We start from the raw sequence: 14,402 nt of genomic DNA, 5'->3' as shown, positions 1-14,402 counted from the left end.
CACGGAATCACCTGCGCAAGCTTGACCCAGCGGTTATCCTCATTCAACTTCCCACAGAACGGAAGGAAGAAATCACCTGGCAAAATAAGTTGGTTTTCCCTCGCGCGGAACACCGGTCCGTCCTCCATGTGCAAGGATTTTGCGACCTGTCTACAAAAACCCTTGCACATAAATTCGCGATCAGAGCCCCAAAATCCTGGCCAGTAAACGACTTTCCGTTTGTTCAGCAGACCCTAATTACGATCGGAGCAATCAGCAACATAGGGTTGGGCCCAACAAACGTCCTCCCTCCGATGCTCATTCAAGATGCGATGCACGGCAATGCGAGTGAATTAGGAATATTTGACGCAGCCATAGGCTTGGGACTGCTCATTGGCGGCATACTTGCGGGAGCCTTACCTGTGAATCAAGTAAAAACCTGGTTCGTCGTGGGTTTGGCACTTCAAGGGATTGGACTTGTGACCGATTCGCTCTCGCATGAACTCGTGGTTTCATACATAGGAAACTTCGTCATCGGCGTAGGCGTCATGATCACAAGCGTACCTATGGCGACGCTGTTTCAGGCGCTAACTCCATCCAGCCTGCGCGGACGGGTTAGCAGCTTCAGTTCCATGCTTTTCAATATATCGATTCCCGTCACCTATGGTGGAATTGGGCTATTGGGAGATTTCTTTGGACCTCGCGTGTGCTACAGCCTTGGTGGAATGTTGCTATTGATATGTTCATTGTCCGCGTTAATGATAGTGGTCCAGAATTCAAGCCAGATCGTGGAGCGCACGACTTCTGGAATAGAAGGTTAGAAACATGTTAGAAGTCGGTCCGCTAACGAAAAACGGCGCCGACATCGGGAAGCCCGAAAATCCGCACCGTTACTGGATTCCTTTGGCGGAGAGGGTGGGATTCGAACCCACGGTGCCCTTGCGGACACGGCGGTTTTCAAGATCTCTAAAGGTTGTTCGCACCATGCACTCTGATATCGACTAGCCCGTTGAATCCGCACCAGGCCTGCATTTTACCGGTTTGGTGTGCTACCAAGTGCTAGTCATTCCGCGCATTACGGTAGCAAATTGGGTTGCAATTTGGGTTGCGATTTCCGCTTGCCAGCTAACGATCAAGCTCCCCCCTTGGACCGGGCCTCGGAAGCAAAAATCGAGAACCCAGCAGCCCCCGAATGGCCCTGGGTTCTCGATGAGTCACTGAATGAACGATTTGGCATATACATCTTACCACGGACCCGATCCGTGGTTCAACTGCGGCCACCCTTGATGACCACGAAGTGCCGGATGGGTTTTTCGATGGCGTCGATCTCATCCGGCTCCAGGGTGGCCAGCAGCTCCGGAATGTGTACCCCGCATTCGACATGCTCCAGCGTCCGCTTGGCCTTAAAGATTGGACATTCGTCGCATGCCCAGGGCTTTTCGCACTCGATGCTGCAGTAATCGTACAATTTTACAGCCACCTCGTGCAGTGCTTTCACCAGCGCTGTCTTCGCTCCCGCCATCGCGTTCCCTCCCCTCGAAGATGTACAGCCGTGCGGGCGGTGTGTAAATCTTCACGTAGTCGCACTTGTACCCCTCACGCTCGGCCTTGCGGAATGTCCTGGCCGTGATCGGCTTGCGCTCGGACCAGTACACGCTGTCCAGGTTCCGGTACGAGTCACTTGTCAGCAGTTCCCGCTTCCAATAAAACCTGCGGCCGGTCCTGACGTATTCCTCGCAGATGTACCATACCGTCTCCTTGCTGTGCATCACTCCATCACCTCGATGGTGATCCGTACTCGCGTCTGTGGCGTCACCAATTGCAGCGCATGCTCAACCCACTCGTCGATGTTCTGGAAGCCAACGTACCGCTTGTACTCGATCTCCGGCTCCGTCTCGCGCTCATAGGAGTACGGGCCCTCCAGCCGGCACACCATGGTCGACGGCTGACACGGAAGATCGGCCGCGTCGGTTGGCTTGTGCGTGGCGTCCATGCCTGGCACCCCCTTTTGCGTTTGATGTTGTAATGTATGCAGGTTCGCTTCAAAAGTTGCCGATTCAGATTCAGAATTAGACGCCTATAATGCACATTGGACAAACAAAAAGAGCCGGTCAATTCGGCTCGCTGTCGTCCAGGTACACGATTTGTTCCATTGGCACCCCGAGCTTGGCGGAAATCCGCAGAACCCACTCGACGCTCGGCTGGGCGACCTGGCGTTCCCACCGGTTGTACAGCTGTCGGTTGACCCCTAGTAATTCCGCGAACTCCGTTTGGTTCATGCGGTTGTCATGCCGCAGCTCCTTTAGCCGGTTGCGAACCGCCATGGTTTCACCCCGATCAGAAATATATGCACAATAATAGCAAAGACATCCGTGAGCGACGTGTGTAACATACCGTGATTTCCAGGCGTCAAATGTTTGTACGTCCTGGAATACTCGTTCACGAGGTGATCTGATGAGAGTGCGTCTACTGGGTTTGATGGCCGTTTCTGCCCTGGCTCTCGCTGGATGTTCCGCGCAGAATCATGCCTCCATCGGCACCAACGCATACGAATCTGTGAAGCCAACCGCTGTGAACGTCAGCGCAAATCACAACGCGCCAGACAAGGATAATCTGGACGACCCTTTGTGGACAGAATACTACTTGTCCGCGTCTGACGTGGCAAAACACCTGACGTTTCATGCGCGGTTTCCCGCTATCCCTGAAGGATGCTCCGTAACGTATCATGTTGGCGATCTGCATGGGACATTGCTACTTATCGACGCGACAGACTACACAAATCATACCAATTCATTCGCTGTCGTTGAATGGGGAACCAAACCTTCCGAATGGCCGCCGATTCCCATGGAAGAAAGATACATGAAGACAGTAACGCACAATGGCGTGCAGGTTGGCATTTCGACCTTCAGTACATCCGACGACACGCGCGCATGTTTTACAGACGGGGAACGGTACTATCAGGTTAGGGGTTCAGCGTCTACCTTATGGAATGTGATAGATTCCATCCTTGCCGACAAATCGTCATGACATGAAACAGGCCCGGCTAGATCGGGCCTGTTCTAGCGATGGCAAGTTCAAAATGCAGCACTGCAGTTCTTGCTTCCCGCGTATGGGTCTGAATAGTGTGTGTTGTCCATCACGACGTAATTACCACCTGACCATCCGTCACCCGTCTGGCCTGAAACACACTGGCATTCCACACACCAGAAATCACCTTCGGCTGTCCGTTCCATAAAGTGCAAATCAAGGGATGGATCCTGATTTTGATTATACTTCCATACCCAAAGACGGTAGGTGCCATAATCATTTTGTACGATTAGTTTCTGCCAGAACCGATACCAGGTTTGGGGGCCGACAACGCCGTCCACGGTGATACCCTCGGCTTGCTGAAATGATTTTACCGCAGCTTCCGTGGCTGGTCCGTAGTATCCATCCCGTATGAGTGTTCCAGTGTTGGGAAGGAAAGTCCTGAACAGCATCAGTTGTACAGCGAGAACGACTCCCCCAGAAGTAATGTAGCCATACCCAACGACCGGATTATTCGAATAGTCCCAGTGGCCCTGCATGAGTGTGCTTGACATCAAGATACCCCCTCTTTTTGATTTGCACTCTCATTGTGGCTCTATTACACAATCTCAACGTGCAAAAAAACTCTACAGAAACTCCAGAGCCCCCACCCGCGAGGGTGAGGGCAGTAACGAACTAACCAACCAAGGAACGAACCATCAAACGTGGAGGAGCGCCCCCCACGTTTGCGGGCCGAAGACGGAAGTCTGGAATATTGACGATACCAAAAAACCACCGCCCGGTTTCGGACGGTGGCTCGTGTTGGTCGGCTCAGTTGAGTCCGTAATCCAGAACGGCGTTGGAGCCTAAGCCATAGGTATTCGGCATGGCATCGATGAACCCGTCGAATCTCTGCCAGCCTGACCCGATATTGTAGAAGTCTATGGACATCCATCCCCAGTGTGAGGACTGTTGCCCTGCATTCATCTGATTTCCCGGCGTCAGCGCTACGTGATAACCAGCTGGGATGTCGGTCTTCTTATATCCTTGCGTGTCATAGATGGTGGTGTTATGCCGGATCGCAAACACTGGACAATTCGTGTAGCCCAAGATGTTATCCCAGTAATTAGGGTGCAAGGATACGGGATCATAATTGTGACGGACGCCCAAGATGTCCATCGGTATATACCCGAATGTCGGGAAGCTGGTATGAAAGAAATAAATGCTGATATGGGAACTACCGGCTTCGCTTCCGGTGCTATATACCGGAATCGGGCTGCCCGTTATGTTGCAATCCCATTGAAGCACAGTCACTCCATCTCCGCCATACTCCAGGAACATTTCGCCTGGATAGATGTAGCCGACTAATGCCACGGATTATCGCCTCCTTGGTTGATTTCAGCTCTAACATATCTCGTTCATGGTCGAGCAAACTGCAAAGAAACTTACGAAAAACTCCAATGAAAAAACGCCCCGGCCTCACCGGAGCGTTGCGTATTCCTTAATGGGTCACTTTCGGGACATCTGAGAGTTCAATCCGTCCGCCAAAAAGCAAGTCGTTCCATTCCCTCAGTGTATTCGCGGCTTGCGCAGCCGCTGTATTGTTGCCAGGTGCGCGTTCCTGGTCCCCCTCTTGCTTCGCATAATAGTTGATCGCTTGTTGGTATGCCTGATTTATCGAATCAAGAATCGCCCAATCGTCGCGAGACTCTGCCACATGGGTTTTCGGATCTATATAGAAGAACCTGTCGTAGTACCCAGGCATAGGCTTCGCTGGAATCTCGGCCAACTCCGGCCCAAACAGCTGTTTAAATTTCGCATAATCGGTTTGTAAATACATTGGGAGCGTCGACTGAGTTTTCGGCGGTTCGCTGTATGGTGGCAAAAAAGAGTAGTCTCCTTCTCCCATTCTTTCACTTGATCCGTATGCCCAGGCATCGAGGACCCCGACGGTGTGGGTAAGCAATTCATGCAGCTGCTCGGCCTTTGGCCCGAACCTGTCCGTTACCTTCTGCAGCCTGGACGTGGCAGCCTCCAGATGCTTGGGTTGTGCTGTGATGCTCGTCGTTGTCGCGGGCTGATTCTTGCCCGGAGTGCCTTTCATTTCAAGGGCAAAGAACAACGAACCAGCGGCGACAACCGCCGATCCCGCAGCAAGGACGCTCATCAGCCAACGCCGGGGCCTGCGTGCCTTGACTGCCGCCTCTAGACTTTTTAACTCCATCAGCATTTTCGCCTTGTCCTCGGCGCTCAGTTTGAACTTGGGCATAGACCGGAACTCACCCGCAATCTCATCAGTATCACGCCAACTCATGACCCCATCCCCTTTCGAGCAGCTGCTGTTTCGCAGCTTTCAGCGCCCGGTGCAACGTGACCCGCACCTTGCTTGAACTCCATCCGAGAACCCGCGCGGTCTCTTTGCTTGACATCCCCATGATCTCCCTGCATATGATGACGTCCCGGTATCTCGGCTTCAACTTGTACAGGATGTCGATCAACAAGGCATGTGTGTCCCATTGCTCAACCGTGACCTCTGGAGATCCAATCGTCGACGCTAACCGGTCGAACACAAGGTCGCCCGCTGCGACCTCCACACGCTTTTTCCGAAGGTGGGATATGGCGACATTCCGAGCGATGGTGAGCAGCCAGGTCTTTGGGCTTGACTCTGCCCTGAATCGGTGAATCCCCATCATCGCGTGTACGAACGTTTCCTGCGTTAGGTCTTTCGCCAGTTCTGGGTCCCTGACCATATACGCAATCAACGAGTACACGTCGTCGGCGTAGAGGTCAAACCATTGATCGATCATCTCGCCCCTCCAGCCACGTTTTGCATGATTTGACGCACGAAGGGGTCGAATCATTTCAGTTGATACGAAAAAAACAAGCCCCCACCCAAAGGGTGAGGGCAGAACCAACGAAGGAACGAACCATCAAACGTGCAGAAGTGCGCCCCAGGTCTGCGGGCCCACCTTCCCATCCACCTCAAGGCCGCGCCCGCGCTGGAACTTGCGCACCGCGTCCTCCGTATGCTGGCCAAACACGCCATCGACAGCGCCGGGGCTTGCCCCGTGGAAATTGAGCAGGTGCTGCAGGTCTGTCACCTGCTGACCCGTGTCTCCACGGCCGGTAAGCGGCCGGTCTGCTTGTTTCGAGGCCTCGAGGTGCGACCAGGTATCCGGGCCGCAGACACCATCCACCGCGATATGAGCCGACACTTGGAACGCGCGCACGGCCGCGACAGTGGCCGGGCCGTAGGCACCATCGATCTGGCCAGGGTGGAAGCCTGCCCGGTACAGCAGGCGCTGACACAGCTGCACGTCCGGGCCGCTTGCTCCTGGATACAGCGTCCGGTGCAGGGATAACTTTGGCGGCTGAACGCTACCCGGGCGCGATGAAATGGGCGCCGTTTTGTCCCCGCGCAGCTCTGCCGCCGTGCCCTTGAACACGTCGAGGTCTACGCGACCTGGAATGCCCGGAACCTGCCCACCGTCAGTGTATTGCCAGAACGTCCAGTCATGCCAGGGGGCCGGAACTTGCGGGGAATCGACGCCATAATGCGCGATCCACAGCGGCAGGTCCGCCAGGGCGTCCCCCGTCAGATGTACGCGCGCGAAGGCGGGCGAGATATAGAGGACTGGCTTGTGCCCCGTCTTTTCCTCGACCCGTTTCGCCCATCGGAGTGCACAGTCGGCAAGCTCGGCGGGCGCCATTCCGGCGTCATCCTCGAGGTCCAGGACGGGCGGGAGTACATCGAATCCGCCAGCTGCCTCCACCGCCTTCACAAAGGCATCCGCCTCGTCCTCCGGTGAACTGGAACCGAATCGCGCGAAGCAGTACGCCCCGACCAGGAGGCCTGCGGCCTTGGCCGCTTTGTAGTTGGACGTAAAGGTCGGATCGTGCCAGGTCGCTCCCTCCGTGGCCTTCATGAAGGCGAAGGTGACGCCCGAAGACGCCACCTTCGTCCAGTCGATGACCCCGTTGTTATTGCTCACGTCAATGCCGCGCGCCCAGTCAGGATTAAGCTGTGCCACCTGCGGCCGCCTCCCTTTGCGTCTGTTCCAGAGCGGCTTGCGCCGCGGCTACCTCTGCTTGTGCCGCACTCGCCTTCGCCTGCGCGTCTTCCAGCCGTTTCTTGGCAGCCTCCAGCCTGGCCTGCGGATCGTCCGCGGCCTTGTTGCCGCTCAGTTCCGCCCCGGCGTCTTTCAGGGTCTTGACCGCCGCTTCGATGATGGCATCGATCTGCGCGTCGGTCAGATGGATTCCCTCGTGGTCCAGCCATGCGCGAAGCCACGCCACCGCCGCCTCCTTCTTGGGGATCTTGAGGATCCCGGCGGCAGCCGCCTGCTCGACGGCGTTCACGACGAGGTTGCCTACCTGCACGACCCTGGCCAGGGTCTGCGCCTGGGTGTGGCTTTTCAGCCACTGGACAGCATAGACCGCGCCGGCCGACAGGGCGAGGGACAGAACACCGACGAGCGCATTGACAACCACCGACACAACCTGATCCACCATGCGGATCAACCTCCTTGGAAGATTTTCAGGTACGCGGCCACAAGCGACAGTACAGCGACGGTCCAGCCGCCCCATTCGCGGATGGTGCGGCCAACAGTCGCGCGGCCGCGCGCCTCGTCTTGCATGGTCCGAACGTCCGCCTTCACCTGCTCCAGCTCTTCACGAAGCCCGTTGTACCGGCGGATCATCTCCCTGGTCTGCTGCATCTCGGCTTTGAGACCGTCGAACTCGCGCTGGAGCGCACTAAAAAACTCGAACAGGTCCTTGTTCGAGTACCACTCCCTGCTGTTGTCACCCACAGTCTGCGCCCCCCTCGCCTTTACTTCTACGAACGAACGTTCGTGCGAGCGTTGGTTGGTTCGTTCGCCTACCATTGGTCGGGGATGAGATCGAAGATGCGCGGGTCCTCCAGACCAAGCTGCCACATAGCGACGCCCGCCAGACCGTAGTTGAGCGTGGCCTCCTGCCACCAGTACGAGAACACGTTGAGATCCCCGTAATATGCGATGCTCGCCCCCTCCTGGTCGCACAAAAAGACCCGGCGCGTCCATACACCAGCGTCTGTGTGCTTGATCTGGACTTCAATCGGGCTGGACGTGGATACCGGGATCGCCGCGGAGTTGACGTAATCGTAGTCCGACGAGATGTCGATGTTCGTGCCAACCCGCGTGTCGTATTCCTCGACCCCGTTCGGGACCTGGAAGTAGCCCCATGGCTGAATCCACGTGGCCTGCGAGTTGCGCTGAATGCGCCCGACCTGCTGCGATCCCGCAGGCGTGACAATGGTGATCGACTCCTGCGGCATGTACGTGTAGGCGTCCCCTGCCGTAAGCTGGGTGCAGGACATCGTGGCGTTCGTCGCGTACAGACCGAAGGTGTTGGACCCCTGCAGGCCGCTGACTGGATCTCCGATCTTTTGCTTGTCCACGTACACCACATACGTGCCTTGCCTACAGCGGACACGCAGCTCGTGGCTGACCTTCGGATCCGTCTTCCCCATCGTCTGGCCGTTGAACACCACCGTGCCATCGGCCCTGATCCCGCACCGGTACGGCCCGATGATGATCCCGGCCTCGCCGTTGCCGGTGAATGAGAAGTTCGCCCACACAGCCAGGTCGGTGAATTGGGTATATCCAATCTGCAGCGTCCCGCTGCCAACGAGCGTCCCGGCTTCCGGGTATGTGCCTTGCACCGTCCAGGAGCCGGTCAGGTTATACCATGAATCGAGGCTCCCGCCCGCCCCTTGCGTGTAACTGACCCAGTTGTCGGCCCACACGGTCGCGTACTCGGGAGGGTGCCGGAGAACCTCTGCCGTTACCACATACCCGATGGACGGCAGGACCATGTTCCCGTTCGTGTCTTTCATCCGCTGGGGCCGAAGGTAAAACCAACCCTCTCCGCCGTCCATCACGAACGAGAAGTCCTGACAGACCACGAACCCATACAGATCGGCGCCGTAGGCCGACGAACCTCCCTCGAAGGTGAGCGTGTGAGACCCCGCTGCCAGAAACATGGTCCCGACATCGTAGTAGTGCGGAGTCCTAGCCAGCGGATACCATTGTGTGGGCTGACTGGCCGTGAACGTCCTGCCATCCACGGACACGGTGACCCGATTCATCGACCACCACGGGAAGTTCACCACCAGGACGATGTGATACGTTCCCGACGTCGGAACCGAGAAATTGTACGTGGCGGTTCCAGGGACCTCCTGGATGGTGGTTGGCTTACCCGTATTCGGATCTGTGGTCACGATGGTCTGCGGTTCCCGGGCCGTGACGTATGTGCACTGATGCCCGTCGAAGTACGACGTGCCTGTCACGATGGCGCCATTTTCGTCCGCGTTGGTCGAAGACGGTGCCCACATGGCGGCCACCTGCCCAGTGATCGTCGCCTTCTGGACCTTGTTGTACGCGGTGAGGACGTTGTCCCCGAAATAGTTGAACGTGACGGCCGGTGAATCCACCCGGGCGATGTCGTCAATCCTCATCCAGTCATAGACGTGCAGGAACACATACGGCGTCTTTTCGTCATCGTCCCAGAACGCGGCCCATGGGATGTGCGGTTGGCTCCCCCCGTGCGTGAACACGCCGAGCAGCCACGCCAGGATGCCGTAGTACGACATCGACAGGCCCCGGTACTGTCCAGCCGGGACCGGCTCGAAAATTTGCCACCGGATTCCGTACATGCCCACACCGAGGAATATCTTCTCGGGCGGGATGCACGTCACCGCGAAGTCGTACACGGCCTTCCCCCAGGACTTCGGTGTAATTGCCGCCGGCGCGCTCCCCGACCAGGAGTAGCCGTAGGACATGATGACGCACGAATCGAAGTAAGGCGCCAGCTTCGCGTAGTCGCACCAGTACTCACCGCCGAGCGATTGCCCGGGCCCGGTCAGGCCGGGAAGGTCCACGTGCAGGAGCTTACCTCGCGCGTGGCACAGGTTGTACACGCGCTGGAAGAACGCCACGGCCTGGTCGGTGTACTTGGAACTCCCGCCTTGCTCGAAGTCGAGGTCGATCCCGGCGGCCCAAGGGTACTGGTCCAGGAGCGCGGCGATGTTGCTCACCACCCTGTCCTGCAGGCCGCCCTCATTCGTCCAGATTGCCGACAGGTCCCCGGTGCTGAAATTGCCGCCCAAGGCCTGCACGGTAAGAAACCACTTTACCTGTGGATGCGCCAGGGCATTGTCTATTTGCGCCTGGGTCATGGTGTTTCTAATTGACCCGTCCGTGTTCACAAAGAACTCGAAGATCCCGACCTGGTAGAACTTCTTGGCCATCGAACTCATTTCCGTGTTGGAGCGAGCGAGATAGTTGACGATCCACGTCATGAACTTTCCGGTACTCACCATGTCACCCCCGAGGCAACGCACCATTCCTCGATCTCGAAGATGAAATGCCCCGCAACGGTGTTATCTTGCGACACCGAGTAGATCACGTCGCCGTATGGACAGGTGAGGAATGCGCCTTTCCACTCCGCCCCGTCGTTCTTGGGATCGCCGTTGAACGTGACCTGGTGCCTTGCGGAATCCACCTGCACCACGTCCCCAGGCTCCGACCACTGCGCGTAGTACCACGTCCGAGACCCGGAGTAAGTCGAGATCGTCAGGTGACTACGCCGCTCGTTGATGGCCGTGTTGGTCAGGTCAAGCCCGGTGGTCGCAGGGCGCTCCTGCGGCCGGTGGATGGTCACCGAATTGTTGTCGGGCGAAGTCATGGTCATGCCGCCTGTGTTCGGGATCACCACGTATGTGCTGCCACGGATCACGCAGTTGTAGTGCTTCTTCGGGACGATGTTCCCATTCTGATCCCGCGGCCGGACCAGCATTTCCTCGGTATTCGGGACCCATCCCGTGATGAGGCCACCGTCCTGCAGCATGACGTCCGTGACCCAGATGTCTCCGGTGGCGTTGGCGATGACGAACTCGACTTCGATGGACTCCACAGGCTTTTTCGCCTGGATTTTGGCCGTGTATCGCAAGAATGGGTTAGACATTGTCGAAGGACCACCTTATCTCGCTCGGGTGCCCAACCCATGTGGTTGCCACGCTGCCGCCCTGGAGCATAATGTCGGTCACGTAGACATCACCGGTGCAGTTGGTGATCACCAGCTCAATCGTGATTGATTCGATCTCCTGCCCGCCTTGCGGCTGGAACGTCTTTGCCCACAGCTGCATGGACCATCGCCCCTATGCGAGAGCAAAAAACTGCGTCTCGCGCGTGCCGTCTTTGTACTTGATCGTGACGTTGAAGCCCACCTGGCCACCGGCCAGCTTGACGACGTTGTCAAGCTCCACCTGCGCCGACAGCGTGTACTCCGAACGGCTCGCCGGATAGATGGTCTGCGACAGCGTCTTTGTGGCGTTGGGCGACCCCGTAGCGTGGAATGACGAGGTTCCCGACACTCCCTTGGTGTTGTCCACGTCCCACCCGTTTGAGATCCAGTAGGCAAGCCCATCATCGGCCCTGGAGTTGAACAGGTTATTGAACATGACCACGTCCTGCATGGCCTGGTTCACCGCGTCCGTCACATCTGCCACGGCGCCTCCACCGGCCTGGATGTTCGACAGCTGGTCGGCCAGGGTCGGCAGTGCCGTCTCCAGCTCCAGGGTGGTGTTCTCCGGCTGGAGCACGTCGATGGTGCGTTTGGCAACCCTGGCCTTTAAGTTCAGGCCGAGGTTCTGATCGTAGACGTTCACCAGGTCGCCGAGCCCGGGCACCGGATCCTCAGGCGTTAGAACGCCCGCCACCGTGTACGAGATCGTCGGCTTTGAGAGCACGGACAGCTGCTGCCTCCCCCACTGAAGCAGGTAAGACGGATTGGCAATTTCCTCGTTCTTGAGCGTCGCAGACTTGACCTGGCGCGGCTTACCCGTACTGTCGTACCAGCTGTAGTCCTCAATGTACGGCAATCCATTGTTCACCGGTGCGATGGACAGGCCATTGGCCCCGTAGACGTACAGGCGCGTCACCAGGTTCCGCGTGTCGATGGTGCGCTTGTTCGACTTCATGTTCTTGCCATAGGCGAACAAAAAGCCGGTGTCGGACCCGACCTGGCGCAGCAGGTGGACCTTCCGGCTGATGCTATCGAACTTCAGCTCCCCTCCGTACACGCCCGGGATCTGCCGGATTGCGGCCAGGCGGTTCGTGGACTCGGTAATGGAAAAGTCGCCTGGAGTCGTGATCTCCACCGTGCCGACCGACCAGTCCGTGCCCGACAGGATCGCCTGCATGACCAACGCAGGACCCACATCCTTGTACGACAGCTGCGTGATGGGATCGTACTCCGCGAGGTCGTACCAGACGGCCTCGCAGGTGACGTCGACCGTGGGAATGCCCTGGCCGGAATCCCAGCCACTCTCCATAACGCGGATGACGAACTCGCTCCCGCCGACCCGCACATGGTCCTCGTTCGAGAACAGCGCCAGCTTCGGATCGTTGGCTGGCAGGCTGAACGTGAGCGTTTCCTGCCCGTTCGTGTCCGTGATGAGCTGATCCTGAATCTGCACGGAAAAGGCCTTGTCGAGCACCGCCAACAGCTTGCCGCTGCGGTCATAGACCTTCGGATAGTCCTGCACGGCTCACACCTCCAGGCCCCAGGCCGTCACCTGTACCACTGCACTGTCAGGCGACACGATGAGCGGCGTGTCCGGCGGGAACTTGACCCCCTGCCCGAAGTCCATCTGCGCGATCTGGAACTGCCCGGCATGAACGTACTGCGCAATCTTGCTGGTGGTTCCATCGTCGGAGAAGTGCAGCATCCCCATGAGCTTCATATGCCCGATGACCGTGGACCCCATCTTGATGTCCATGTCGGTATCCGGCAAGGTCCAGCTTGTGCCCCGGATGTTGCTCTGCGCCCAGATCCCCATCAGGACGATGCTCTTCCCGCTGGCCGGCGTCCAGACCGTGTTGTCGCCCGCCGAGGTGCATTTCTTGTACTTGATGGTGTCCGGGATTCGGAGCCGCTCCGTCCCGCTGCTGGTCCTGGCGTTGGCGATGACGTCAGACAAGGCGATCAGCAGCTGCCCATTGTCGTCCACGCGAAGCGGGATCTCCGCACCGCCCGCGTTCACACCGCGCGCCACCACGGCGCCGATCCGGTTGGTCCCGGCCGGCAGAGCGCCCGACATGCTCACCACCAGCCGCCCCTGTGCGTCGACGTTGACCGGCCGCAAGGTCCAGTACGTGACCTGCACGTTCTGCTTATTCGCAGCCGATGTGGTGCGCCCGCTGTCCGTGTACAGCGGGATGACTCCCGTTCGTCCATCGGCGGTCCCGGGATAGAGCGTTGTTCCGCCGCTGTCCTGTGCGGTGATGTCTTTGCCGTCAATGAGCCGCTGGCGCGGGACGCCGCCGCCGTCCACAACCCAGTCATGGCTTGCGTCGATGATGGGCAGGTTGGTCGCCCTGAAGTTACCCTGCGCGTCCGTGTTGCCGGTTTCCGTCACCTGCACGGCGGCCCACAGGATGATGTCCTGCGCGTCCGCCGAGTCCTGGTAGCCGACTACCGGCACGTTGTTCGCACTCGAATCGCGTCGAGTCGTGAATCCGCCCGCCATCACAACCACCTCTCCCTGTACTGGAATGTCACGCTCACACCGGCCCCGGCCGTGTCCGTCTCGGTCACCATGTTCGCTCCAGGCCTCAGAACAGGGAAATCGCCCTGCCAGTACTGCAGGGCGTTCGCTCCGTTCTTCGTGACCGTGAAGTTTCCGGTGTCGATAATCACGGTGTCGCCGGGGCCAATCGTACCGGTGTACGTGACCGATATACCGCCGATGGTGAGGGTGACCCCGGCCGTCTGCGGCGCGCCGCCAGCGGCTCCGAGGTTGGTCGCGCCCAGGCCTGTGGCCTCGAACGCCGTGGAGGCCGAGGCCGGAGCGACCAGCGTGATGACGAGCGGGCAGTCGGCCGTCCCATCGTTTTGCAGGGATGTTTGCCCGCCGTATGGCGCCTCCCACTCGATCTGCTTGGCCTGGACCGCATACGCGAACGGATCCGAGGCCCGGAATGGCACCGTGAACCTTCCCTGTCGCGCTACGATCTCGACCTCGGATGTCCCGGAGCAGCGCGCCATGTAGTACTTGTCCGGCTCACTGTCGAGGATCAGCTGCTGGGCCCCGGCGCGCGGGTCGAGCCAGCTGGCCACCTCGCGGGCGCGTTGGCGCAGCTCCTGCTCGGATTCGGCATGGATGACGCACTCGAGGCTGATGGACCTAGCATCGTAGTCGAACCCGAGATCCAGATCGCCTGGTCGCCCGACCAAGCTGGCGAACCGATCCCGCGTCGGCGGCATGAGGTGGAAGTTCGACCGCGCCAGCCAGACGTTGTACTCACCCGAATGATGACCGGCAAAGGTGAACCCTGGGGCCTGGTTTGGCATCAGACCGGTCACAATCATGG

At 58.5% G+C, this 14,402-nt stretch carries 18 protein-coding genes; 2 read left to right on the top strand and 16 right to left on the bottom strand.

Annotation, left to right across the window (positions count from 1 at the left end; translation table 11 throughout):
• Window positions 1–293 precede the first annotated feature (293 nt).
• Entirely contained in the window at window positions 294–800 is a 507-nt protein-coding gene (locus tag BM357_RS19660) for an MFS transporter (protein ID WP_175511412.1), read from the top strand.
• A 446-nt stretch (window positions 801–1,246) separates the two neighbouring features.
• Here BM357_RS19660 and BM357_RS19655 read toward each other — a convergent pair whose 3' ends face one another.
• The 3 genes from BM357_RS19655 to BM357_RS02400 all read right to left on the bottom strand — a co-directional run bounded on the left by BM357_RS19655 (window position 1,247) and on the right by BM357_RS02400 (window position 2,303).
• Window positions 1,247–1,501 carry a hypothetical protein gene (locus tag BM357_RS19655; protein WP_074949159.1) on the bottom strand — a complete coding sequence of 85 codons (255 nt, stop codon included), beginning with the start codon at window positions 1,499–1,501 and terminating at the stop codon, window positions 1,247–1,249.
• Window positions 1,502–1,747: 246 nt separating this feature from the next.
• Window positions 1,748–1,972: a hypothetical protein gene (locus tag BM357_RS02405; RefSeq protein ID WP_074949157.1), complete on the bottom strand. Its 225-nt coding sequence runs from the start codon at window positions 1,970–1,972 to the stop codon at window positions 1,748–1,750.
• A gap of 118 nt (window positions 1,973–2,090) precedes the next feature.
• Complete coding sequence (locus tag BM357_RS02400; RefSeq protein ID WP_074949155.1) at window positions 2,091–2,303, bottom strand: helix-turn-helix transcriptional regulator; 213 nt, start codon at window positions 2,301–2,303, stop codon at window positions 2,091–2,093.
• 130 nt (window positions 2,304–2,433) lie between these two features.
• Here BM357_RS02400 and BM357_RS19170 point away from each other — a divergent pair, with 130 nt between their 5' ends.
• Window positions 2,434–3,006, top strand: coding sequence for a hypothetical protein (locus BM357_RS19170; protein ID WP_139234520.1), 573 nt, complete (start codon window positions 2,434–2,436; stop codon window positions 3,004–3,006).
• A gap of 47 nt (window positions 3,007–3,053) precedes the next feature.
• On the opposite strand, the gene BM357_RS02395 is transcribed toward BM357_RS19170, so the two are convergent.
• The 13 genes from BM357_RS02395 to BM357_RS02335 form a co-directional block, all read right to left on the bottom strand.
• Window positions 3,054–3,560, bottom strand: a complete 507-nt coding sequence (locus BM357_RS02395; RefSeq protein ID WP_074949153.1) for a peptidoglycan-binding domain-containing protein — start codon at window positions 3,558–3,560, stop codon at window positions 3,054–3,056.
• Window positions 3,561–3,816: 256 nt separating this feature from the next.
• A complete protein-coding gene (locus tag BM357_RS02390; protein WP_074949151.1) occupies window positions 3,817–4,359 on the bottom strand; it encodes a hypothetical protein in 543 nt (180 codons plus the stop codon).
• 127 nt (window positions 4,360–4,486) lie between these two features.
• Complete coding sequence (locus BM357_RS02385) at window positions 4,487–5,299, bottom strand: hypothetical protein (protein WP_074949149.1); 813 nt, start codon at window positions 5,297–5,299, stop codon at window positions 4,487–4,489.
• Entirely contained in the window at window positions 5,286–5,792 is a 507-nt protein-coding gene (locus BM357_RS02380; RefSeq protein ID WP_074949147.1) for an RNA polymerase sigma factor, read from the bottom strand. Before BM357_RS02380 ends, BM357_RS02385 begins: the two co-directional genes overlap by 14 nt.
• A 123-nt stretch (window positions 5,793–5,915) precedes the next feature.
• Window positions 5,916–7,016: a GH25 family lysozyme gene (locus BM357_RS02375; protein ID WP_074949145.1), complete on the bottom strand. Its 1,101-nt coding sequence runs from the start codon at window positions 7,014–7,016 to the stop codon at window positions 5,916–5,918.
• On the bottom strand, window positions 7,003–7,497 hold the full coding sequence (locus BM357_RS02370) for a phage holin (protein ID WP_074949143.1): 495 nt from the start codon (window positions 7,495–7,497) through the stop codon (window positions 7,003–7,005). Before BM357_RS02370 ends, BM357_RS02375 begins: the two co-directional genes overlap by 14 nt.
• Window positions 7,498–7,502: 5 nt before the next feature.
• A complete protein-coding gene (locus BM357_RS02365; RefSeq protein ID WP_139234519.1) occupies window positions 7,503–7,796 on the bottom strand; it encodes a hypothetical protein in 294 nt (97 codons plus the stop codon).
• 68 nt (window positions 7,797–7,864) lie between these two features.
• Complete coding sequence (locus BM357_RS02360; RefSeq protein ID WP_175511411.1) at window positions 7,865–10,345, bottom strand: glycosyl hydrolase family 18 protein; 2,481 nt, start codon at window positions 10,343–10,345, stop codon at window positions 7,865–7,867.
• Window positions 10,342–10,992 carry a hypothetical protein gene (locus BM357_RS02355; RefSeq protein WP_074949139.1) on the bottom strand — a complete coding sequence of 217 codons (651 nt, stop codon included), beginning with the start codon at window positions 10,990–10,992 and terminating at the stop codon, window positions 10,342–10,344. The genes BM357_RS02360 and BM357_RS02355 overlap by 4 nt, the downstream gene beginning before the upstream one ends.
• The gene (locus BM357_RS02350) at window positions 10,985–11,173 is read right to left on the bottom strand and encodes a hypothetical protein (protein WP_074949137.1); all 189 of its coding nucleotides are present in this window, start codon (window positions 11,171–11,173) and stop codon (window positions 10,985–10,987) included. The genes BM357_RS02355 and BM357_RS02350 overlap by 8 nt, the downstream gene beginning before the upstream one ends.
• A gap of 12 nt (window positions 11,174–11,185) precedes the next feature.
• Window positions 11,186–12,574: a phage tail protein gene (locus tag BM357_RS02345; protein WP_074949135.1), complete on the bottom strand. Its 1,389-nt coding sequence runs from the start codon at window positions 12,572–12,574 to the stop codon at window positions 11,186–11,188.
• A gap of 3 nt (window positions 12,575–12,577) precedes the next feature.
• The gene (locus tag BM357_RS02340; RefSeq protein ID WP_074949301.1) at window positions 12,578–13,558 is read right to left on the bottom strand and encodes a hypothetical protein; all 981 of its coding nucleotides are present in this window, start codon (window positions 13,556–13,558) and stop codon (window positions 12,578–12,580) included.
• Complete coding sequence (locus BM357_RS02335) at window positions 13,558–14,400, bottom strand: distal tail protein Dit (RefSeq protein ID WP_074949133.1); 843 nt, start codon at window positions 14,398–14,400, stop codon at window positions 13,558–13,560. The genes BM357_RS02340 and BM357_RS02335 overlap by 1 nt, the downstream gene beginning before the upstream one ends.
• Window positions 14,401–14,402 lie beyond the last annotated feature (2 nt).

It is taken from the genome of Paenalicyclobacillus macrosporangiidus (assembly GCF_900116805.1).
Classification (GTDB): Bacteria; Bacillota; Bacilli; order Alicyclobacillales; family Alicyclobacillaceae; genus Alicyclobacillus_H; species Alicyclobacillus_H macrosporangiidus.
The sequence above is the reverse complement of the archived record's forward strand: the minus strand, read 5'-3'. Positions and strand labels throughout refer to the sequence as shown.